This window comes from Xanthomonas nasturtii (genome assembly GCF_023337365.3).
In the GTDB taxonomy this organism is placed as follows: domain Bacteria; phylum Pseudomonadota; class Gammaproteobacteria; order Xanthomonadales; family Xanthomonadaceae; genus Xanthomonas; species Xanthomonas nasturtii.
Genome location: NZ_CP142084.2, coordinates 3,481,063 through 3,503,226, shown reverse-complemented (window position 1 = coordinate 3,503,226; position 22,164 = coordinate 3,481,063). Strand labels below are relative to the sequence as shown.

Annotated in this window: 13 protein-coding genes and 1 pseudogene; 6 read left to right on the top strand and 8 right to left on the bottom strand. The window is 64.3% G+C overall.

Annotated features, from left to right (window positions below):
• Positions 1-118 precede the first annotated feature (118 nt).
• Both M3O59_RS15225 and M3O59_RS15220 read right to left on the bottom strand, forming a co-directional pair.
• Entirely contained in the window at positions 119-2,254 is a 2,136-nt protein-coding gene (locus tag M3O59_RS15225; RefSeq protein WP_116905375.1) for a TonB-dependent receptor family protein, read from the bottom strand.
• Positions 2,255-3,016 carry an HpcH/HpaI aldolase family protein gene (locus tag M3O59_RS15220; RefSeq protein ID WP_116905374.1) on the bottom strand — a complete coding sequence of 254 codons (762 nt, stop codon included), beginning with the start codon at positions 3,014-3,016 and terminating at the stop codon, positions 2,255-2,257.
• A 344-nt stretch (positions 3,017-3,360) separates the two neighbouring features.
• On the opposite strand from M3O59_RS15220, the gene M3O59_RS15215 reads away from it, so the two are divergent.
• Genes M3O59_RS15215 through M3O59_RS15205 form a run of 3 tightly spaced genes read left to right on the top strand, consistent with a single transcriptional unit; the run spans position 3,361 to position 5,851 of the window.
• Positions 3,361-3,939 (top strand): hypothetical protein, encoded by a 579-nt coding sequence (locus M3O59_RS15215; RefSeq protein WP_116905373.1) that lies wholly within the window; start codon positions 3,361-3,363, stop codon positions 3,937-3,939.
• Positions 3,936-5,252 carry an alpha/beta hydrolase family protein gene (locus M3O59_RS15210; RefSeq protein ID WP_116905372.1) on the top strand — a complete coding sequence of 439 codons (1,317 nt, stop codon included), beginning with the start codon at positions 3,936-3,938 and terminating at the stop codon, positions 5,250-5,252. The genes M3O59_RS15215 and M3O59_RS15210 overlap by 4 nt, the downstream gene beginning before the upstream one ends.
• A 29-nt stretch (positions 5,253-5,281) precedes the next feature.
• A complete protein-coding gene (locus M3O59_RS15205) occupies positions 5,282-5,851 on the top strand; it encodes a hypothetical protein (protein ID WP_064634589.1) in 570 nt (189 codons plus the stop codon).
• A 154-nt stretch (positions 5,852-6,005) separates the two neighbouring features.
• On the opposite strand, the gene ybaL is transcribed toward M3O59_RS15205, so the two are convergent.
• Entirely contained in the window at positions 6,006-7,703 is a 1,698-nt protein-coding gene (gene ybaL, locus M3O59_RS15200) for a YbaL family putative K(+) efflux transporter (RefSeq protein WP_116905371.1), read from the bottom strand.
• A gap of 503 nt (positions 7,704-8,206) precedes the next feature.
• Here ybaL and M3O59_RS15195 point away from each other — a divergent pair.
• Positions 8,207-9,400, top strand: coding sequence for a cytochrome P450 (locus M3O59_RS15195; protein ID WP_116905370.1), 1,194 nt, complete (start codon positions 8,207-8,209; stop codon positions 9,398-9,400).
• A gap of 204 nt (positions 9,401-9,604) precedes the next feature.
• Here M3O59_RS15195 and M3O59_RS15190 read toward each other — a convergent pair whose 3' ends face one another.
• The 4 genes and pseudogenes from M3O59_RS15190 to M3O59_RS15175 all read right to left on the bottom strand — a co-directional run bounded on the left by M3O59_RS15190 (position 9,605) and on the right by M3O59_RS15175 (position 17,704).
• A complete protein-coding gene (locus M3O59_RS15190; RefSeq protein ID WP_116905369.1) occupies positions 9,605-12,004 on the bottom strand; it encodes a TonB-dependent receptor plug domain-containing protein in 2,400 nt (799 codons plus the stop codon).
• Positions 12,005-12,333: 329 nt separating this feature from the next.
• Positions 12,334-14,721, bottom strand: coding sequence for a TonB-dependent receptor plug domain-containing protein (locus tag M3O59_RS15185; RefSeq protein WP_064634593.1), 2,388 nt, complete (start codon positions 14,719-14,721; stop codon positions 12,334-12,336).
• A gap of 275 nt (positions 14,722-14,996) precedes the next feature.
• A pseudogene (locus tag M3O59_RS15180) lies at positions 14,997-15,275 on the bottom strand (VOC family protein); the annotation flags it as partial.
• A gap of 47 nt (positions 15,276-15,322) precedes the next feature.
• Positions 15,323-17,704, bottom strand: coding sequence for a TonB-dependent receptor plug domain-containing protein (locus tag M3O59_RS15175; RefSeq protein WP_116905368.1), 2,382 nt, complete (start codon positions 17,702-17,704; stop codon positions 15,323-15,325).
• A 180-nt stretch (positions 17,705-17,884) separates the two neighbouring features.
• On the opposite strand from M3O59_RS15175, the gene M3O59_RS15170 reads away from it, so the two are divergent.
• On the top strand, positions 17,885-19,744 hold the full coding sequence (locus tag M3O59_RS15170; protein ID WP_116905367.1) for an ABC-F family ATP-binding cassette domain-containing protein: 1,860 nt from the start codon (positions 17,885-17,887) through the stop codon (positions 19,742-19,744).
• Positions 19,745-20,199: 455 nt separating this feature from the next.
• On the opposite strand, the gene ampR is transcribed toward M3O59_RS15170, so the two are convergent.
• On the bottom strand, positions 20,200-21,072 hold the full coding sequence (gene ampR, locus M3O59_RS15165; protein ID WP_116905366.1) for a LysR family transcriptional regulator AmpR: 873 nt from the start codon (positions 21,070-21,072) through the stop codon (positions 20,200-20,202).
• A 100-nt stretch (positions 21,073-21,172) separates the two neighbouring features.
• On the opposite strand from ampR, the gene bla reads away from it, so the two are divergent.
• On the top strand, positions 21,173-22,066 hold the full coding sequence (bla, locus tag M3O59_RS15160) for a class A beta-lactamase (protein ID WP_116905365.1): 894 nt from the start codon (positions 21,173-21,175) through the stop codon (positions 22,064-22,066).
• Positions 22,067-22,164 lie beyond the last annotated feature (98 nt).

Genomic DNA, 22,164 nt, shown 5'->3' with positions numbered 1-22,164 from the left:
AGTGAGGCGTGCGTCATGCACGCCGTGTTCTCTGTGGCGGCCGTCAGCGCGACCGCCGTTGCCCTCAGGCGCGACCGGCACCCCTGTGCGGCGGTCGTGTGCAGCTAGTGATGCGGGCTCAGAACGTGTATTCCAGCCCGGCGGTCACGGTTCGTGCCGGTGCGGCCTGACGGCCCCACGGACTGGTGTCGATGCCGCGGAACCAGTACTGCCGATCGAACAGATTATTGATCGCCAACGAAGCGCTGAATTTTTGTCCATCGCGTTCGAACAAGGTATGGCTCACCTGCGTGTTCCACACCATGTAGGCCGGCAATTGGCCCACTGACGCGATGGCGTTCTCTTGCACGGTGTTGGCGGCATCGCTGAAGGCCTTGCTGAAGTAATAACCGGAAAGCGCGACAGTGGTATGACCGAGCGCGTAGGTGCCGCCCAGCGTGATCTGGTTGCGCGAGGTATACGGCACGCGGAAGCCGCGGAATGCGCCCGATTCCTGGCTGGCGTCCAGATACGCATAGCTGGCGTTGAGGGTAAGCGCGCGCAATTGCTCCGGGCTCCATTGCAGCTCCAGCTCACCACCTTGATGGCGGGTCTTGCCCAGGTTGCGGAACACGCGGGTGGTGTTGTCCAGCTGAATCTGCTGGTCGAAATCGATCAGGTACGCGCCCAGCTGGATACGGGTGCGCTCGTTGGGCTGATAGCGCGTGCCCGCTTCGTAATTCCACGCCAGCTCCGCATCCAGGTTGTTGCCGAAGATGATTTGAGTGACCTGCGGCGCGCGCATCGAACGCTGGCCATCGGCGTAGAAGAACCACTGCTCGTTGGCCTGGAAACCCACTGTCAGACCGGGCAATACATCGCGGGTCTGGTTGAGCGTGCTCACGCCGGTCGCACGGTTGAAATAGCGCGAGTCCAGGCGCTCGTAGCGCAATCCCGGGGTAATGGTGATGCGTTCGTCCGGCAGCGTGATTGCGTTGCTGACATAGGCGGCCACTGCGCGGTCTTCGAACTGCCAATCGCGTACCGTGGTGAACAGCCCATCGCGTAGACGCAGGTTGCCGACCAGGAAGTCGATGTCTTCGCGCACGGCGCGTACACCGGCGGTCCACTGCTGGCGCACGCCACCGGCATCGCCCATGTTCCAGCTCAGGCGCGGCTCGCTGCCAACCACGCGGAAGTCGCGCGGCGCAGTCTGGCGCAGCTGCGGCGGCAGGTCCGAGCGCCAGGTTTCGGTCGCGGCCTGGCGCATGCCGACGATGAAATTGCGGCTGCTGCGTGCGCTGAAGTTGGTCCACTCCAGGCGCACATCCTGCATCGGTCCCCAGTCGCCCAACAGTTGCTCATAGCTCAACGATGCACGCGTGGTGCGACCGTTGAAGGTGTCCAGGGGGCGCGTGGACTGACGCGGGTCGCGGCGGTAATCGTCCGGACTCAACGCACCAGCCAGGTCCATGTCCACCAGATAGCGCTGCACGCTGGCCTTGAGCAGTTTGGTGTCGTCCAGCCACCACTCCGCACGCACGCGCAGATTGCTGATGTCGGTGTCGCTGTGCGCGCGCCAGTATTCGCCATAGGCGCGATTGGCATCGACCTGCATGCCGAAGTTGTCGGTGAGGTAGCCGCCGCTGCTCAGCGCGCTGTCCTGCAAGAACTGGCCCTGGCCGCCGGCAGTGACCTTGTGCGCCAGCGTGGTGCTCCATTCGCTGGGGATGTCCTTGCTGACCAGATTGATCACGCCGCCCACGTTATTGGGCCCGTACTGCACGGCGGCGCCGCCGCGCACGATGTCGATGCGGTCGATCTGGTTCAAACCCACCGGGAACAACGACAGGCTGGTCTGCCCATAGGGCGCCAGGGCCAGCGGAATGCCGTCTTCCAGCACCTGCACGCGGCCGCTGCGGCTTTCGTACAGGCCGCGCAACATCAGTTGCGGCAAGGCGCCGGTGCCGGTCTCGTCGAAGATCTTGATGCCGGGCACGCGCTGCAACGCATCGTCAATCGAGCGGTTGCCGCCGTTGCGCAGCTGCTCGCGGTCGATCACCTGGCGGCTGCCCGCGTAGCGTTGCACATCGTCGGGCTTGGAACGGCCAAGCAGGCTGCCCTGTACCTGGATCGCATCCAGTGCCCGAATCGGCGGATCGCCTCCGGGGTTGGCAACTGCATCGGCGGTCTCGGTTGCGAGCGCCAGCGGCGGCAGGGGCAGCGTGATCGCCGCGATGGCGATGGCCAGGGCGTGGAAACGGAACGTCGACATCTACGGCGTGCTCCTGCAGGCGGGTGGTGACGTGGGAACGGCACAACTGGCCAGATGGCCGCGCAATGCACGTTGAATCAGCGCGCGGTCTTCGCCGGCCAGCAGCCAGCGCAGATCGGGTTGTTGCAGCCAGTGCGCGCGTTGCGCATCGGTGCGCGGGTTGGGGCAGAACGGCACGTTGGCGGCAACGCACTGCGCATGCAGCTGCAGCAGCAACTCCCACACCTGCACATGGGTGGGCTGCGGGCCCAGGCCCAGATCCAGCGCAAGATCCAGCGCGCCTTCCATCACCAGCGCCACGCCGGGCACGGCGAGAATGTCCGGGAGTGCAGCAACCCCGGCGGCGCTTTCGATCATCGGCACGATGCGGATACCGGCGTTGGCCTGCGCGATGTAGGTAGGCAGATCGACATTGCCGAAGCCGGTGACGCGGCCGCCGGTGATGCCGCGCCGGCCCAGTGGCGGAAAGCGCGCCGCAGCGATTGCATCGGCGATCTGCGCCGCCGACTCGGCACGCGGAATCACGATCCCGCGTGCACCGGCGTCCAGCACCCGGCCGATCAGTTTTTCGTCCACCTCCGGCACCCGCACCCAAGCCTCGCAACCGGACACCTCACAGGCGCGGATGGCATGTTCCAACTCATCGGGCGCGCGCAGCACGTGCTCCAGATCGAGCACCACGAATCCATAGCCCACGCGGCCCAGCAGCTCGCACAGCTGCACACTGGGCACCGCATTGAGGAGTCCAACCGCAAACGCCATGGAAGAGGCCGCCAGGGAAACGGGCGCTCATCCTGCGCTCGATGGGAATGATTATCAAGTGTGTCTTCCGGTCTTTTTGGGTAACCAGGGGAGGTGGCTTGGCTCCTTGGACTTGAATTTGGAGATAGGCATCGAATACCGCCAGAGCTTTGCTGCCCGCGCTCGATTCGATTGGCAGCACTGGCATTGCGCCAATAGAAATGTTGTTGCTGTCCAGGAAAGGACGTAGCCTTGAAGAAACAAGGCGTTTATCGGCCAACTACACCATGTATCGCACTTCAGCCGCGCTGCTATGCATCTCCCTGGCGACTTTACTGTGCGCCTGCGGGGCAAAGGAGACCACCATGCAATCAAAGGACGTGCAGGCCCGCGACGCTGACGGCGATCCGATCTATCGGAAGAACCCGCACCCTACGCAGGCCTATCGGATCACCATGACCATCGAGGATGCGCCAGGACCGTTTGGTTTCGTAGATGGCGCGGCTTTTTATCAGATGACGAATCATACGCTGTGCACCCCGATTGAGCCGATTGCAGGGGTCTGGTCCAAGCAAAAAGAAGATGGTGTTCCTGCAGTCTTCAAAAAAATCGATGCCACGACCTATGTGGCGACGATTTTTGCAGATGGCATGGTGGATGCGGATTACTATGGCAGAGGGGTATGCCATTGGGAGTTGATTGGTGTTGGTATGTCGCTAAAAGCGAGTGGAAAACATGAGGAGACTGATTTTGCGCCTAGTTTGGAGAAAGAGCAGATCCTGCAGTCGGCCTCAAAGAAAACCTACTTCTGGAAAAATGGTTATCCGAAAAGCGGCGTCGATGACTTCCCGGATACAGGGAAGCCATCCGCCGAGAATTACGCTGAGCCCAACCGAAGAAATTTGTTTGTTGTAACTCTCAAGGCGGAGAGGTTGGTCCCATGAATCTGACTAGTCAGGAATACGCTGCGCTTGCGTACGATGCATACCAAAAGCCAGATAAGGTGGGGCCCACAAGCCCTATCGTAGATATCGGCGGTATTCCGTGCAGACGCCTAGACTATGTGGATAAGCCGTCAGGCTACCAAGGCGTGATCTACGAGAGGGCCGATACTGGTGAAATGGTGGTTGTGCACCGAGGAAGCGAGTTTGATCGCCAGCCAATGCAGGACGGCGCATTTGCCGATGGAGGTATGGTGGCAACGCGTCATAACGCACAGATTGCCGACGCTGTCGATTTTACTCGGCATGCGTTGGATTACGCAGAACAAGCGCGCATCAAGACCGGCCAGCCAGCCCCCCAAGTGACAGTTGCGGGTCATTCCCTGGGTGGCGATTTGGCTCAGGTCACTGCTCACCACTTCGGCTTGAAAGGACAGACATTCAACGCCTACGGGGCGACCAGCTTGGATCGGCGAATTCCCGAAGGTGGTAACGATGTAATCAATCATGTCATGGCTGGCGATGCGGTCAGCGCTGCCAGCCGGCACTACGGGCGGGTCGAGATCTATGCCACGCCGAACGAAATAGCCACACTGAAAAGATCCGATTACGCCAACGACAACGGTGCGCTGGACGCTCGCGACCCCTTGTCTGCTGCAGTCAGGTTGGGCGAGTCGCATCGCATGCACAACTTTCTCCCCGTCGATGCCGATAGCAAGCCGGATCGTTCCGTATCGGAAAACCCCGCAGCACGTCAGCTCGCGCAGCAGTACGCGCCAATGATCGAGAAGTATCGCGATGACGTGGAAACGCTGCGGGCGGGCTTGACGCTGTCTTCGCGGGGAGTTTCTGGTCTTGTCCGTGATGGCGTCGATCAGCTGCGCGGTCCGGTGGAGCCGGGGGCCGGGCGTCGGGAAATGGATGCGCCCAGCTGGCAGCAACAGATGCAACAATTTCAGCAAGACCGCGAGCGCAGCCATGCGCCACAGACCTGGCAGGTTCCGCTCAAGCCGGATGCGCAGGAGATGCGCGCGGCGTCGCCGACACACGGCGGCAAGCCGTCCTCTCTGCAGGACGATCCCGGCGCATTTCTCGACCGCATGTTGGCCGCCGCACAGAGCGGGGACCGTGATCAGTTCCGTCAGATGACTCAGACCCTGGCCAACGAACCGCCTGGCCGCGCCTTGCGCGCCGAGGCGGTGGAGGCGGTAAACCAACTGGAACAACAGGCGGCCCAGCAGGCGATGCAGGCGCAGCGGCAACAGGCCGAGTCGCAACAGCAGGAAACCATGCGCGTCGGTGCGCGCAGCCTGTAGTCGTCATCACCAGGAAGGCAGGACGCACGATGAGCACACACGACCCGATGGAGCTGGCCAGCAAGACCGCTGCCTTGATGGAACAGTTCGAGCGCCGATGTGCCGAATTGGAGCAACTGCAACGCCGTCTTGCGCAGCAGTTGGAGCAGGTGGCGCAGTCGCTGCCAAACGTAGTGACGCGTTCGGCCGAACAGACGTTACAGCGCGTGCCCGACACGTTGATTCGAAGCATCCAGCAGGGGTTGGACCAACCTGTCGCCGGGTTCGAAAAGCGGCTACAGCAAGCCGGTGGTTTGATCGGCGAAGGCGCGCAGTCGCTGTCTGATCAACTCAAGCGTATCGAACGCGGGCAGCGCCTGCTGCTCTGGAAAGGCGCGGCAGTTGTCCTGGGAAGTCTGCTGCTGTTGCTGGTAGGCGGCGGATGGTTACTGAGCCAGTATCGCCAGGAGATCCGCGACAACCAGTTGCGTGCCGAGTTGCTGCGCGCCTACAACGCCGCCGACGTAGTGCTGTGCGGCGACCGGTTATGCGCCAATGTGGAGACCAAAGGCGCCGCGTACGGTGACCGTCGTCAGTATCGGCCGGTCAAAGCCCGCTGATGTCGGCGTTGACAGCGGTCTGCCCATCGCCCTGCGGGCGTTGCGCAAACGCTCTACGCAAGTCGCTGCAACAGACCCCATCGCCGATGCATTGCGTCATGCGCATCAGTTGGTCTGGCGATGAACCAGACGCTACCAAAACAAGCCGCCGGCGTCATGACGCCGGCACACTCGACGCTCGATACGGCGGGGTGGACATCACCATCTCGGCCAGCGAATAGGCCAGCTCGCGCTCGGCCAGCACCGCGCCGTCGGCGCCGTGTTCGAGCAGATGTTTGACTTCGGCATCGCTGTGCGCGCGCGCCAGCAAGGTCAGCGATGGGTTGATTGCGCGCAATTTGGCCAGCGCCTCGCCGGCTTCCAGCGGTTGCGGAATGGCCAGGATCGCGATTTTGGCATTCTCTGGACGTGCCTCGGCCAGGACCCGGTCGGCTGCTGCACTGCCACGGATGCCCGGGATGCCGGCCGCATGCGCTTTGGCCACATGGTCGCCGTTGTCGTCGATCACCAGCACCGGCACGCCGCGGCTGCGCAGCAACTGCGCCAACGCGCTGCCCACGCGGCCGTAGCCGATCACGATGGCATGTCCATCCGCCGGCAACACCGGGCCCGGCGGCAGTTCCGGTTCCACCGCTGCGGGCGCGTCCTGCGCCTGCCTGGCCTGCCAGCGGTCCAGCCAGGAGAACAGGAACGGGTTGGCGATGATCGACAGCAGCGCACCGGCCAGGATCAGGTCGCGCCCGGTTTCGGGCAGGATCGCCAGCTGCACGCCCAGCCCGGCCAGGATGAAAGAGAATTCGCCAATCTGCGCCAGGCTGGTGGAAATGGTCAGCGCGGTGCCGGTGGGGTGGCCGAACGCGCGCACGATCACGAACGCGGCCAGCGACTTGCCCACGGTGACGGTCAGGAACGTCGCCAACACCTGCCACGGGTGCTCGACCAGAATCATCGGGTCGAACAACATGCCGACCGACACGAAGAACAGCACCGCAAACGCATCACGCAACGGCAGCGAATCGCTCGCCGCCTTGTGGCTGAGCTCGGATTCCTTGAGCAGCATGCCGGCGAAGAACGCGCCCAGCGCGAACGACACCCCGAACAGGGTGGCCGACACGAACGCCACGCCCAGCGCGATGCCGAGCACGGCCAGGGTGAACAGTTCGCGCGAGCCGGTGGCAGCCACCTTTTCCAGCGACCACGGAATCACCCGCCGCCCGACCACCAGCATCACCGCCACGAATGCGACCATTTTCAGCACGGTCAGACCGAGCGCGGCCAGCAGCGAGGTCGGCTCGCCGGCATGCGCGGCCGCCGGTGCGCCGGTGCCGAGCACCTCGGCCAACGCCGGCAGCATCACCAGCGCGATCACCATCACCAGGTCTTCGACGATCAACCAGCCCACCGCAATGCGGCCGCGCTGGGTTTCCAGCAGGCGGCGCTCTTCCAGCGCACGCAACAACACCACGGTACTGGCCACCGACAACGCCAGGCCGAACAACAGCCCGTGCATCAACGGCCAGCCCATGCTCCAGGCCAGCGCCCAGCCGAGCAGGGTGGCGACCACGATCTGCGCCAATGCGCCGGGCACCGCAATCCACTTCACTTCCATCAGGTCGTCGAGCGAGAAGTGCAGGCCCACGCCGAACATCAGCAACATCACACCCAGCTCGGAGAGCTGGTTGGCCATGGTCTGGTCGGCCACGAAGCCGGGCGTGAACGGCCCGACGCAGACGCCGGCCAGCAGATAGCCGACCAGCGGCGAGAGTTTCACTTTCTGTGCGAGCGTGCCCAGCACGAAAGCGACCGCGAGGCCGACGGCGATGATGTCGATGAGGCTGGTGTCGTGATGCATTCCAATCCGTTGTGAGAGTGTCCGAAAGATCGTCGAGGTCGACCCAGCCAACGGCACTGCGCCGGGCGTCGCCTGCGGGCATTGCGTGGTGATGGATGGTGTCCGGCGAGGGGGACAGGACCGCACAGCAGGTCCGGTTGGCCGGGCACCCATAGTACACAGCGCTTGATTAACGCGATGCGACACGCGGCGCAGCGCACCCGCAGCGGCATGCAGTGCGTGCCGAAGACGCACTGCCTGGTCGCAAGCGGTGATCGGCGTCACCGCACTGCCAGACCTTGCAAAACGTGCGCGCTGCACGGGTGCTGCGGCACTGGATTGCAAACCCATCCCGGCGCGTGCAATCGAATCGAGTTTGACGACAACGCTTCGCCTTGGTGCAGGGCGTGCGCGCGCGGACGGCGAACAATCCGGGCTCCCCCACTGTTGGAGCCGCTGCGTTCTTCAACAGGCCCACGCCCTCGCCACGCAGGTTGCGGTGGCGAGGCAACACGAGCCACGCCATGCACCTCAGCGAATTTGTCACGCCGCAATTCCGGCACGATCCCTATCCCACCTATGCACGCCTGCGCGATGCAGGGCCGCTGGTGGAGGTGGCCGAGCACCGCTTGATGACCGGTCACTACGCAGTGGTCGACCGCCTGCTCGGCGATCGCCGCGTGGGCCGCGATTATCTGAAAAGCACTCGCCTGCGCTATGGCGATGCGGCGGAGGAGATGCCGCTGTTCCAGGGCCTGAGCCGCATGTTCCTGCTGGTCAATCCGCCGATGCATACGCAGTTGCGGGGGCTGATGACTCAAGCCTTCGCTGCGCGGCAGATGGAGGTCATGCGTGAGATTGCCAGCGAGATCGCTACGCAGTTGATCGCGCAGTTCAAGGCGAACGGTCGCGGCGATCTGCTGAAAGACTTCGCCTTTCCGCTACCGATCGCCATCATCTGCCGCATGCTGGATATCGATCCTGCCGATGCCACCCGCGTGGGCCAGGCGACCAGCGCGCTGGGCAAGGTGTTCGACGCGATGATGACCGCCGAAGAACTGGAAACCACTGCTGCGGCCTACAACCAGCTGGACGCGTATTTTCGTACGGTGATCGAGCAGCGCCGGGGCAGCCAGGACGAGGACCTGATCTCGCGCTTCATCCATGCCGAAGACAATGGCCGCCGCCTGAGCACCGATGAAATCGTCTCCAACGTGATCCTGCTGTTCTTCGCCGGTCACGAAACCACCTCCAACATGATCTGCAATGCGCTGATTGCGTTGCACCGGCATCCCGAGCAGTTGGCGCTGCTGCGCGACAACCCCGCATTGATGCCCAATGCGGTACTCGAATGCATGCGCTACGACAGCTCGGTGCAGATGGCCACGCGCACGGTATTGCAGGCGTTCGAACTCGATGGCGTGCAGCTGCAGGCAGGCGCCATGGTGTATCTGATGTTGGGTGCGGCCAACCACGATACGCGCCAGTTCAGTGCGCCGCAGTCGCTGGATATCCTGCGTCAACAGGGCCGCGCGCTGTCGTTCGGTGGTGGCATCCACCATTGCCTGGGCAACCGGCTGGCGTTGATCGAGATGGAAGCTGCGCTTGCGGCGTTGCTCACCCAGTTGCCGGCATTGCGGCTGGAGCAGCTTGGGACGCTGAGCTGGAACGATCGTGCCAACCTGCGCGGCGTGGATGCCTTGCTGGCGTCCTGGTGACGCAGCGTCACCGCGTGGGTTGCAGCCTTCGGTGCCCACGCCTGTGGACCTGCCTAAAAAAACAGGCACCACCGAGTGATCGGCGATGCCTGTGATACGCCTGCATTGGGCGCAATCGCGATCAATGCAGGCATCTGGAGCGGCAAAGAGCGCGTGCGTGGTGGCAATGCACGCCACGCGCAGCGCTCCGGTCTACGAGCGCTTTCAGAAGCGGTAGGTCACCCGGCCATACCAGTAGCGCCCATTGAAGCCGAACGGCGACAGCGACGAGTACTGCAGGCCGCCGGCACGATCGTCATAGGCGGTGGTCAACTGCGCCTTGGTCGGGTACTGGTTGGTGAGGTTGTCCGCGCCCACGGTGAAGGTGAACTGGTTCCAGGTCTGGCTGGCGGCCAGATTCAACAGCCAGCGCGCGTCGTAGGTCTGGTCCTGGCTGCCATCGGCCGGGTCGCTGATGCGCTTGATCGATCCGTAGCGGGTGGCGTTGAAGTTGAGTGCAAACTCGCCGATCGACCAGTCCGCTGCCGCCATGTACTTGGTGCGCGGCGTCGCATCGGTGAGCAGGCCCTGGCTGGCGCGGCCGAAGTTGGGGTTGGACAGCTCCAGGATGGTGGTCTTGTTGTAGTTGGCGCTCGCACTCAGATTGAGCTTGCCGTAGTTGCCCAGATCGGCGAGATAGCTGTTGATCCAGTCCACGCCACGCGTGCGGCTGGTGGCGCCATTGACGAAGAACTGCACCGCTGCCACCTGGCCGATCGGCTGCGCCAGCTGCAACTGGTCCGAATACAGGATCTGGTCCCAGATACGGATCTGGTACACGTCCAGGCTGGAGGTGAAGTTGGCGGTCGGCTGCCACACGCCGCCCAGGCCGTAATTGGTGGATTTTTCCGGGCTCAGCGGGCCGGCGCCCAGTGCGATGGCGACCGGATCGGAGGTGCGGTACGTGCCCACCTGCACCAACTCGCCGTCCTGGATCAGCGTCACCACCGAGGCGTAGTTCTGTTGCGCCAGCGACGGTGCGCGGAAGCCGTTGGAGATGGTGCCGCGCAGCGCGAACGTATCGGTGAAGGCGTAACGTGCCGACAACTTGCCCGATCGCGTGGAACCGGCATCGCTGTAGTTTTCAAAGCGCCCGGCAATGCCGCCGGAGAGCTTGTCGGTGATGTCCGCTTCCAGGTTGGCGTAGATCGCATTGCTGTGACGGCCGAACCGACCGGCAACCGACGGTTCCAGTCCGGAGAATACCTGCGCGCCGCCGGGGTAGGGTGCGCCGGTGTCCGGGTTGATGGTGTTGGGGTCGAAGAAGTACGAGGCCGGCGAGCCGGCGGTGATCTCATAGCGGTCCTGGCGGTGCTCGGCGCCGAAGGCCACATTGACCGGATAGGCCAGGCCCCAGTCGAAGGACTTGTTGACGTCGACGTTGATCGTGCCCTGTTCGGTCTCGAAGCCGCCGGAATTGAAGTTGGTCGGCGATGCGCCGGTGGTCCAGTACAGATTGGTATTGATGCTGTTGAGGATGTTGAAGGTCATGTCGTTCTTGCCATAGGTGGCCGACACGTCCCAATTCCACTCGCTGGCGGTGCTGCCCTTCAGGCCCAGCACGGCCGAGCGGTCGTTGGTGGGGTTGTAGATCTGCGGCAGGAACCCGTTCGGGTAGATCGCCTGCACATTGCGGGCGGTGTTGTCGGCGGCGCGGTAGTAGCCGTTGGAGGTGACTTCGCGACGGCTCATGCTCAGGTGGCCGTACAGCTCCACATTGGGCGAGAACTCGTAGCCGAATGCCGCCAGGCCCTGATAAAAATTGGATGCCGGGTCGCCGTGGCGCTGGTATGGCACACCGCCCGGATTGGGCGTCCCCGGCACGGTGGTGGCGCGGTTGGTGTTTTCGCCGCGATTGGTGCTCATGGTGTTCTGGTAGTTCCACGACAGCCGTACCCAGCCCGGTGCGGTGTCGCCGCCGCTGCCGCCAAAGGCCAGGCCCACCGAACCGTCGATGCCGTTCTGCTCGCCATCGCCCTTGTCCATGATGCCGCCATTGACCGAGATGCTGTTGCTGCCTGCATCGGCGCCGTGCTTGAGCACGATGTTGACCACGCCGGCAATCGCATCGGAACCGTACTGCGCCGATGCGCCGTCGCGCAGCACTTCGATCCGCGCAATCGCCGACATCGGCAGGGAATTCAGGTCGGCCGGTGCCGAACCACGCCCCACGTACGGGTTGTAGTTGATCAGCGACGAGGTGTGATAACGCTTGCCGTCCACCAGCACCAGCACCGCATCCGGCGACAGGCCGCGCAAGGTGGCCGGGCGCGAGGCATCGTTGCCGTCGGAGATCGCCGGGCGCGGGAAGTTCAGCGACGGCAGCAATTTACCCAGTGCGGTGGCGATATCGGTGGCGCCGGTGGCCTGCAGCGATTGCTCGGTGATGATGTCGATGGGCGATTCGGATTCGGCCACGGTGCGGTCGCTCACGCGCGTACCGGTGACGATCAGGGTATCCAGGGTTTTCTGTGGCTGGGTCGATTGCGACTGCGCACTGGCAGCGAACGAACAGACGGTGAGCGCGACCGAAATCGCAAGCGAGAGTGCGTTGGAAGTGTGCATGGGAATCAAGGCTCAAGGTGGATGATGGACGCAGCGGTGAAGCGCGCGAAAGACCGGGGAAATACGACTGCGTACTGACGAGCGGTGCTGCCTGCGCGCCCGGTGTTGCACTTGGGGGCGGCATGCGCCGGCAGGACATCGTTCTACAACGCGCGATGGCGTGTTGCGCATCCTTGCTCAAGAAGCTGCTGATGAAGCGCCTGCGCTCCCATCGTTATTGGGAGCGCAGGCGTAGTGCCGCGTGTCTGCAACGCCTCAGTGTGGCGTCGCAGTGCGTTGCCGGCACGGGGCGTTACCGACCCGCACACTGCAAGTTGAAGTGCCTGCTCTTACCACTTGTAGTTCACGTTGGCGTAGACCAGCGCACCGTTGAAACCGAACGGCGAGGCGCTGCTATAGGGCAGGTAGGTGCGCGTGCCCAGGCCGGCTTCCTGGCGGTCCGGATATTCGTTGAGCACGTTGTCGCCACCGACGGTGAAGTTCCACGCGCCCAGCTTGTAGGACGCGGCCAGATCCAGCGTCCACTTGGCCGCATAGGTCTGGTCGCTGCCGGCATTGGTGCCGAAGGTGCTGAACTCGCCCCAGCGCGTGGCAGTGCCGGTGAACGACCAGTTGCCCGGCGCCCAGGTGCCGCCCAGGAAGAACTTGTCGCGCGGCGTGCCTTCGGTGATGCGGCCGAGTTCCGCGCGGCCGATGCGTACTGCATTCGGGTCGATCGCCACCAATGCGGCCGGGTTGTCGGCGATGCGCTCCACTTCGGTCTTGTTGTAGTTGTAGCCGCTGGTGAACTCGGCGCTGCCGCCGTCCAGGTTCCAGCGGTAGGTGCCGACCGCATCCACGCCCTGGGTCTTGGTGTCCACCGCGTTGGTGAAGTAACGCCCGCCACCGATACCCGGGAAGCCATTGGCCTGCAGGTAGTTGCGTGCGGCGGTCGAGGTGAGGTTCTCCGAAAGCACGATGCGGTCGTCGATATCGATGCGGTAAGCGTCGACGGTGATGTACAGATTTTCCACCGGCTGCAGCACCACGCCCAGACCGTAGTTCTTGGATTCTTCGGCCTTGAGCGGTTCGGCACCGAGCGCGATCGCGGCCGGGTTGTCGGTACGGAAGGTGCCGATCTCGAACGGGATCGCGGTGACCGTGCCGTTGGGCTGCGCCACATTGAGGAACTGGGTGGCAATCGACTGGAAGTTCTGCTGCTGCAATGACGGTGCGCGGAAGCCGGTCGACGCGGTAGCACGCAATGCCACCTTGTCGGTAAAGGCATAGCGCAACGACAGCTTGCCGGTGGCGGTGTCGCCAAAGTCGCTGTACTTCTCGTAGCGCCCGGCCAGGCCGGCGGAGAACTTCTCGGTCAGATCCGCTTCCAGATCTACATACGCCGAGTGGCTGTTGCGGTTGTAGTAACCGGCATCGGAGAGCTTGAAGCCGGGGAACACCTGCGCGCCCGGAATCAGCGTCCCCGCCGCCGAGGGAATGCCGCCATTGGCAGATGACGCCGCATCGCCAGGCGACTGGTTGAACTTTTCGCCGCGCCATTCCGCACCGAACGCCAGCGTGACCGGGTAGGCCAGGCCCCAGTCCAGGGTCTTGGTGAAATCGGCATTGAGCACGTTCTGCGTCACTTCCAGCGTACCTGCGTGGAAGTCGGTCGGGCTGGCCAGCCCCAGGCTGTTGTTCAAGCTGTTGCGCACATCGAAGGTGAGGTTGTTCTGGCCGTAGTTGTAGCTCAGATCGATGTTCAAACCGCCTTCGGTGGAGGTCTTCAAACCGCCCACCCACGAGACGTCCTTGCTGACGTTGTAGATCTGCGGCAGGAAGCCGTCCGGATAGATTTCCGGGCGGTTACGGTTGTCGCCGGCAAACCGGAAGTAACCGTTGGACAGCACTTCGCGCCGGCTGACCATGCCGAACGAGTAGAAGGTCAGGTAATCGGTGGGGCTGTACTGACCATTGAACGAGATGGCGCCCTGGTCGATTTCGGGGTCGCCGTAGCGCTGCTCCACGCGGCCGCCGAACGGCAACGCGCGGTTGGTCTGGTCCGAGTGCCCGGCCTGCGCGGCCAGATGCACCTTGCCGGTGCCGGCGAAGCTGAAACCGGCATCGCCGGACAACTGATACTGCTCGCCGTCGCCGGCGCTGTACTTGCCGTAGCGGCCATTGACGCTGCCGCCTTCGCCGCTGCCCTTGAGCACGATGTTGATCACGCCGGCGATGGCATCCGAGCCGTATTGCGCCGATGCACCGTCGCGCAGCACTTCGATGCGCTCCACTGCGGCGATCGGAATGGTGTTGAGGTCGGCCGGCGACGAGCCGCGTCCCTGGGTGTCGTTGAGGTTGATCAGCGCAGTGCTGTGATAGCGCTTGCCGTTGACCAGCACCAGCACCTGATCCGGCGACAGGCCGCGCAGCTGCGCCGGGCGCACTGCGTCAGAGCCGTCGGAGATGGCCGGGCGCGGGAAATTCAGCGAGGGGATCGCGCGTGACAGCGCGGTCGCCAACTCGGTGGTGCCGGTCGATTCCAGTGCCTGTGGCGAGATGATGTCGATCGGCGATGCCGATTCGGCCACGGTGCGATCGGCCACGCGCGTGCCGGTCACAATGAGGGTGTCGAGGGTTTTCTGGGTCGGTGCCTGCGATTGCGCAGATGCGCTTGAAGCGGAAAACGACAGTGCAAGAACAACGGCGACTGCGAGTGGACTGGTCTTGCAATTCATGCGGTGACAACTCCGAGTGGGGAACGGATGCAGCGCAGTGGGGCCCCCTCCCGGGCCGCGTCCGTTGCGGCAGCTGCGGTGCGTTCTCAACCATTAACCACGCGTAACCACATGTCAAATTTTGGTTACGTTGCGCAAGCAATTGTCATCGGCGATGTGTTGCTGGCAACGTTGTCATCGTGCACCAAAGTAATGCGTTGCTTGCACCAGACCTGCCGCGGCGGGGGTTTGTTTGCACCATCATGGACATCGATACCAGTTATGAAACTTCTGCATCAGAAGGTGATCTGCATCGCATCCGCACTGTGTTGCGCAACTCCATGGACCACCGCTTCGATAGTGTTGCCATCCGGAGCGAGCACGAACGCCGCGTAGTAGCGCGGGTGATACGGGCGCAGGCCGGGCGCGCCGTTGTCGCGACCACCGTTGGCGAGCGCGGCCTGATGGAATGCCTGCACCATGGCGACGTCGTGCGCCTGGAAAGCCAGGTGATGGCGGCCGGTGAGCACGCCCTGCGCCACCGTGTCGCGGTCGGAGAGGTGGGCACCGTCGGCGCCCGCCTCACATTGCAACAGGCACACCCGACGCGCAGGCGCAGTGCTTACCAGCGGTAGTTGATGCGTCCGTACACGTAGGCACCATTGAAGCCGAACGGCGACAGATTGCTGTACGGAAACTGCCCGCTGGTGGAATTGGCGAAGTTGTTTTCGTCCGGGTATTCGTCCAGCACGTTGTCTGCGCCCAGCGTCAGCGTCCAGCGATCGACCCTGTAGCTGGCCGATGCATCCACCACCCACTTGGCGCCGAAGGTCTGGTCGTTGATCGCCGCGGCCGGGCGGGTGCTGTACTTGCCGTAGCGCGTCGCACCCAGGGCCAGCGTCCAGTGCTCCAGATTCCAGCTGCCGTTGATCAGGAACTTGTCGCGCGGGAAGCCCTCTTCGATGCGGCCACGTTCGGTGCGGTCGATGCGCTCCAGGCTCAGCCCGTTGGCCGACAGCGCCGCCGGGTTGGCCGCCACGCTGCGCACTTCGGTTTCCGAGTAGTTGTAGCCGGCGGTCAGATCCACGCTGCTGGCGGCAAGCTGCCAGCGGTAGCTGCCCACCACATCCACGCCGCGCGTACGCGTGTCTACCGCATTGGTGAAGTAACGCCCGCCGTTGATGCCGAAGATGCCCTGCGCTTCGAGCAGGTTACGCACGCCCGTGCCGGTGAGGTTGGACGAGAGCACGATGCGGTCGTCCACATCGATCTGATACGCATCCACGGTGAGGTAGAGCGCATCGGTGGGCTGCAGCACCAGGCCCAGGCTGTAGGACAACGCGGTTTCCGCGTCCAGCGGCTCGGCACCGAGCGCGCGCGCCACATTGCTGTCGGCGGGGAAGGTGCGGATCTCGAACGGGGTCGGGTTGCCGGCCAGGAAGGTGGTGCTGGTGGACTGGAAGTATTGCTGCGCCAGCGACGGCGCGCGGAAGCCGGACGACACCGTGCCGCGCAAGGCGATCTTGTCGGTGAACGCATAACGCGCAGACAACTTGCCCGAGGCCTGGCTGCCGAAATCGCTGTAGTCCTCGTAACGCCCGGCCAGGCCGGCAGAGAACTTGTCGGTGAAATCGGCTTCCAGATCTGCGTACAGCGCGTAGCTGTCACGCGAAGACTGGCCCGACACACTCGGCGCGAAGCCGCCGAAGCCCTGCGCGCCACCGGCCAGCGTGCCGGCCTGGAAATACGAGCCCACTTCGCCTGGCGACTGATTCCACTTTTCGTTGCGGTATTCCGTGCCGAAGGCCACCGTCACCGGATACGCCAGGCCCCAGTCGAAGCCGCGCTTGACGTCCAGGTTGACGATGTTCTGCGTGGTTTCCAGCGCACCGTCGTAGAACGCCGTCGGCGAGTTCGGGCCAAGGCTCACGTTGAGCGTATTGCGGGTGTGGAAATCGATGCGGTTGTAGCCGTAGTTGTAGCTGGCGTCCCAATCCCAACCGCTGGCGGTGGAACCGCGCACGCCGGCCACCAGCGAGCGGTCCTTGGCGTAGCTCTGGATCTCCGGCAGGAAGCCCTGCGGATAGATCGACAAGATATTCTGGGTGGTGCTGCCCGGTGCGCGGAAGAATGCGAACGAGGTGATATCGCGGTTGCTGGCGCTGGCGAACGCGTAGCCGGTGATGCTGTCGCTGAACTGGTATTCGGTGTTGAGCGAGGCGGCCTGCGCATTGACGTCCGGGTCGCCGATCTTGAACGCCTTCTGGCCCACGGACGGCTGCGAGACGCTGGGAGCGCCGGCATAACCGCGTGCACGGTCGGTGGGGTCTTGCTGATTGAGCTGGGCCGCCACGTGCAGCCAGCCACGGTCGCCGCCGTAGGCCACGCCGGTGTCGCCGGACAGCTCGTAGTTGCTGCCGTCGCCGGCCGAATACTGGCCGAAGCCGGCCTGCAGGCTGCCGCCCTTTTCCGCGCCCTTGAGCACGAGGTTGATCACACCGGCGATGGCATCGGAGCCGTACTGCGCCGAGGCGCCGTCGCGCAGCACTTCCACGCGCGCGATTGCCGCCACCGGAATGGTGTTCAGGTCTACCGCTGCGGCGCCGCGACCGATGGTGCCGTTGAGGTTGAGCAGCGAAGAGGTGTGGCGGCGCTTGCCGTTGACCAGCACCAGCACCTGATCCGGCGACAGGCCGCGCAGCTGGGCCGGGCGGATCGCGCTGGTGCCGTCACTCAAGGCCGGGCGCGGGAAGTTCAGCGAGGGCAGGGCGCGCGCCAGTGCGGTGGCCAGTTCGGGGGTGCCGGTGGCCTGCAGCGACTCGGCGCTGATGATGTCGATCGGCGACTGCGATTCGGCCACGGTGCGGTCGGACACGCGGGTGCCGGTGACGATCACCGTGTCCAGGGTGTTGGCAGTGGCCGGCGCGGCACCCTGCGCCAGGGCGGGAGAGGCAAGCAGTGCAGCGACCACGGCGGCCGCAAGGCAGGACAGGGGGATGTTCATGACAACTCCGAAAACGGCAGCCCGAGCGGGGCCAACTAGACTTGGCGGTTGGCGATCAGGCCGTGCGAAGCGCATGTGTCGGCCAACCTGAAGGCGCTAATTATTCGTTAACGCTAGAATGGCGTCGCAGGAATGCTGCTCATCTGCTCATTCCTTTTCGTTCTATCGGACTGTCCATCAATGATTTCCCTGCGCAACTTCTCCATGCGACGCGGCGAGCGTCTGCTGTTGTCCAACGTCGACCTGACCATGCATGCCGGCTACCGCGTCGGCGTGGTGGGCCGGAACGGTACCGGTAAGTCGAGCCTGTTCGCCGCAGTGAAGGGCGAGCTGGAAGCCGACAAGGGCGACGTGGATCTACCCGGCAAGGTGCGCACCGCCAGCGTCTCGCAGGAAACCCCGTCGCTGCCCGACCCGGCGCTGTCGTTCGTGCTCGGCGGCGATATCGAGGTTTCCGCGGTGCTGCAGGAAGAGGCAGAGGCCACCGCGCGCGAAGACTGGGAAGCGGTAGCCAACGCGCACCAGAAGATGGCCGAGCTTGGCGCCTACGACGCCGAGGCGCGTGCCGGCAAGCTGCTGCATGGCCTGGGCTTCCCGGCCGATACGCACCACCGCGCGGTGTCGTCGTTCTCCGGCGGCTGGCGCGTGCGGCTGAATCTGGCGCGCGCGCTGATGATGCCCAGCGACCTGTTATTGCTCGACGAACCGACCAACCACTTGGACATGGACGCGGTGCTGTGGCTGGAGCAATGGCTGCTCAAGTACCCGGGGACCTTGTTGCTGATTTCGCATGACCGCGAGTTCCTCGACAACGTCGCCACCCACACGCTGCATCTGCATGGCGGCACCGCCAAGCTGTATGTCGGCGGCTACACCGATTTCGAACGCCAGCGCATCGAACACCTGCGCCAGCAGCAGATCGCGCACGACAAGGAACAGGCCGAACGCGCGCATCTGCAGAGCTTCATCGACCGCTTCAAGGCGCAGGCCAGCAAGGCGACGCAGGCGCAGAGCCGCATGAAGCGCCTGGCCAAGATGGCCGGCACCGAAGCGGTGCGCGCCGAGCGCGAATTCCGTATCCAGTTCGCCCAGCCCAACCGGCTGCCATTTTCGTTGATCCGCTTGAATCATCTGAATGCCGGCTACGGCGCAGATTCGGTGATCCTGCACGACGTTGGCTTCGGCCTGGAGGCGGGCGACCGCATCGGGTTGTTGGGCCCCAATGGCGCGGGTAAGTCGACGCTGGTCAAAACCCTGGTGGGCGAACTGCAGCCGTTGTCCGGGGAGCGCAGCGCGCATCCGGACTTGCGTATCGGTTACTTCGCGCAGCACACGGTGGAGTCGTTGCATGAAGGCCAGTCGCCGATGGACCACTTCCGCGACCTGTCGCCGGATGGCTCCAATCAGGCGTTCCGCGACTTTTTGGGGAAATGGAATTTCGCCGGCGACCGCGCGTTCGAGGTGGTGGATGGTTTTTCCGGCGGCGAGCGCGCGCGCCTGGCGCTGGCGCTGATCGCCTGGCAGCAGCCCAACGTACTGCTGCTCGACGAACCGACCAATCACTTGGACCTGGAAATGCGCGAGGCGCTGGCCGAGGCGCTGAGCGACTTTGAAGGCGCCATCGTGATGGTCTCGCACGATCGCCATCTGATCGGCCTGGTCTGCGACAGTTTCTGGCGCGTGGCCGATGGCGTGGTCGAGCCGTTCGATGGCGATCTGGACGAATACGCCGCCTGGCTGCGTAGCCGCCCGGCCGCCCAAGGCACCAAGCAGAAGATGGCCGAAGTGGCGCCAACCCCGCCACCGCCGACCAAGCCGTTGCCGCCGAAGAAAGCCGTCAACCCGCACAAGCTGGCCAGCGCCGAAAAGCGCGTCGGCGAGCTGGAAGCGGCGCTGGCCGCGCTGGACCGCGAGTTGGCCAACCCGGGCAACTACGCCGACAGCGACAAGATGGCCGTGCTGGGGCGCGACCGCGAGGCGACGGCGCAACAGCTGGCCGCAGCGGAAGCGGCGTGGATGGAGTTGATCGACGGCGCGTAAGGCGTGGACGAGATGATGCTGCTGCGTGTTGATCGTGCTGATCGATCGCGCTTGCCGAAGGTGATCTTTAGCGGTGCAGGGCTATTGCTGTTCTGCATCATGCGTCGACTGAGCAGTGTCTGGACGAGCATGTGTGCCGCTCATCGGGTGTGCCTGAAGCTTAGGTGGGTAGGGCCGTGCAGGCAGAATGCGTTGCGCTTCGCGCCCGTGCCCTCATCCGGTGCTACGCGCCACCTTCTCCCCCATGAAGGAGGACAATGTCCCGGCGGGAGAAGGGAGCAAGCCGCAGCTCTGGTGATGAAAAGCCCCTCTCCCTGCGGGAGATGGGTTGGGGTGAGGGTAAGGCGGAAGACAGCCATCTTGATGGAGGGGCCAGATAAGGTGCGGCCCAGCCATCGCATACGGGCAAGGCTGTGTCGAGCATACGCACGCAGTCAACCCACCACGCATCCACATCACCCTGGCGCTTGCTCCGCCAGCAACCACGCAAGCAAACGTCGCCCAGCCTCACTCTCAGGCCGCGAGCGTAGCCGCGTCAGCCAATAGCGGCCCGCATCGATCGTGATCGGGAACGGGCAGACCAAGCGCCCGGCGTCCAGATCCTCACGAAACATGGGCAGCGGCAACAACGCCACGCCGGCGCCAGCTGCCGCCGCACTGGCCAACGTCAACGATGAATCGAACATCGCCCCGCGCGCAGGCACGTCGGTCGTCCCCGCGGCACGAAACCATCGCGGCCACTCGTCCAGCCGATACGAGCGCAGTAACGGCACCTGCGCCAGATCATCCGGGGTGCGCAAGCTGCGCGCCATCGCCGGCGCACAGACCGGCGCAAACGGCGCTTCCATCACCGCTTCGGCAACCTGGCCCTGCCAATCGCCATCGCCGAAGCGAATTGCCAGATCCAGGCCTTCGCCGGCCAGATCGACGCGATTGTTATGGGTGGACAGGCGTAACTCGATACCCGGATGCGCGGCATGAAACGCCGCCAGCCGCGGCAGCAACCAACCAGTGGCGAAGGTGCCCACCACGCCCACGCTGAGCACTTCGCGGTAGCGGCCGTCGGCAAAGCGTTCCAGGGTGGCGGCGATGCGGTCGAACGCATCGCCCAGCACCGGCGCCAGCGCGGCGCCTTCGTCGGTCAGCGCCACCCCGCGTGGCAGGCGGTGGAACAGGCTGGTGCCCAGGCGCTGCTCCAGCGCCTTGATCTGGTGACTCAGCGCGGCTTGGCTGACGCATAGCTCGTCCGCCGCGCGGGTCAGGTTCTGATGGCGGGCAGCCGCCTCGAAGGCACGCAGGGCATTGAGCGGGAGGCGGGGCCTGGGCATGCGCAGAGATTAGTTCAATTCATGTCTGGGATCGAAATTTCGCGATGGTCGCCTGTTTGCTGCGCACCGATACTGCGGGCTCCCTCAAGGAGGCAGGCGCATGTTGAATCGGCGACAGTTCTTGTACGCAACCGGCGCAGGCGTACTGCTTGCGGCTGCCAAGCCCGCGCGGGCGCTCACCCCGGCGGTGACGGTGGACGACGTGCTGCGGGCACGCTGGGCGGAAATCGAACGCGGCACCGGTGGTCGCCTCGGGATCGGCCTGCTCGACAGCGCCACCGGCTGGCACATCGGCCAGCGTGAAGACGAGCGCTTTCCGATGTGCAGCACCTTCAAATTTGTATTGGCTGCGGCGGTGCTGCAGCGGGTGGACCAAGGCAAGCTGACGCTGGCGCAACGGGTGAAGATCCACACTGCCGACATGCTCGCGCATGCGCCGGTGACCGAGCGCCACGTCGGCGGGTCGCTGAGCGTGGCCGAGCTGTGCCGGGCTACCATGATCTACAGTGATAACCCGGCCGCCAACCTGTTGTTTCCGCTGGTCGGCGACCCGGCCGGACTGACCGCGTTTCTGCGTGGCATCGGCGATGCCCACACCCGCAGCGATCGCTACGAGCCGGAGATGAATCGGTTCGCCGCCGGCGACCCGCGCGACACCACCACGCCTGCGGCAATGGCCGCCACGCTGCGCACGCTTTTGCTGGGCGACGCGCTGCAGCCTGCCTCGCGCAAGCAGCTGACCGACTGGATGATCGACAACCGCACCGGCGACGATTGCCTGCGTGCTGGGCTGACGCGCGAGTGGAAGATCGGCGACAAGACCGGCAGCAATGGCACCGATACCCGCAACGACATCGCCATCCTCTGGCCGCCGGAGGGCAGGGCGCCGCTGCTGCTGACGACGTACTTGAACGGCGCCAAGGTCGACGCCGCCGCGCGCGACGCGGCATTGAAGGCGGTGGCGGTCGCGGTGCGGGAATCGCTCGCAGGGTGAGCGTCGACGCGACAAGCAGCAATCGCGGCGCAGGTTGCTTCGCCTGGCGCAATGACGCCGAGCGAGGCTGCGATTTTTCCCCTACTCAGCAGCCCTGA

Bases quoted from the DNA above. Each gene is read 5' to 3' on its own strand.
- M3O59_RS15225 (WP_116905375.1), bottom strand. From the start codon at position 2,254: ATGTCGACGTTCCGTTTCCACGCCCTGGCCATCGCCATCGCGGCGATC.
- M3O59_RS15220 (WP_116905374.1), bottom strand. From the start codon at position 3,016: ATGGCGTTTGCGGTTGGACTCCTCAATGCGGTGCCCAGTGTGCAGCTG.
- M3O59_RS15215 (WP_116905373.1), top strand. From the start codon at position 3,361: ATGCAATCAAAGGACGTGCAGGCCCGCGACGCTGACGGCGATCCGATC.
- M3O59_RS15210 (WP_116905372.1), top strand. From the start codon at position 3,936: ATGAATCTGACTAGTCAGGAATACGCTGCGCTTGCGTACGATGCATAC.
- M3O59_RS15205 (WP_064634589.1), top strand. From the start codon at position 5,282: ATGAGCACACACGACCCGATGGAGCTGGCCAGCAAGACCGCTGCCTTG.
- ybaL (WP_116905371.1), bottom strand. From the start codon at position 7,703: ATGCATCACGACACCAGCCTCATCGACATCATCGCCGTCGGCCTCGCG.
- M3O59_RS15195 (WP_116905370.1), top strand. From the start codon at position 8,207: ATGCACCTCAGCGAATTTGTCACGCCGCAATTCCGGCACGATCCCTAT.
- M3O59_RS15190 (WP_116905369.1), bottom strand. From the start codon at position 12,004: ATGCACACTTCCAACGCACTCTCGCTTGCGATTTCGGTCGCGCTCACC.
- M3O59_RS15185 (WP_064634593.1), bottom strand. From the start codon at position 14,721: ATGAATTGCAAGACCAGTCCACTCGCAGTCGCCGTTGTTCTTGCACTG.
- M3O59_RS15175 (WP_116905368.1), bottom strand. From the start codon at position 17,704: ATGAACATCCCCCTGTCCTGCCTTGCGGCCGCCGTGGTCGCTGCACTG.
- M3O59_RS15170 (WP_116905367.1), top strand. From the start codon at position 17,885: ATGATTTCCCTGCGCAACTTCTCCATGCGACGCGGCGAGCGTCTGCTG.
- ampR (WP_116905366.1), bottom strand. From the start codon at position 21,072: ATGCCCAGGCCCCGCCTCCCGCTCAATGCCCTGCGTGCCTTCGAGGCG.
- bla (WP_116905365.1), top strand. From the start codon at position 21,173: ATGTTGAATCGGCGACAGTTCTTGTACGCAACCGGCGCAGGCGTACTG.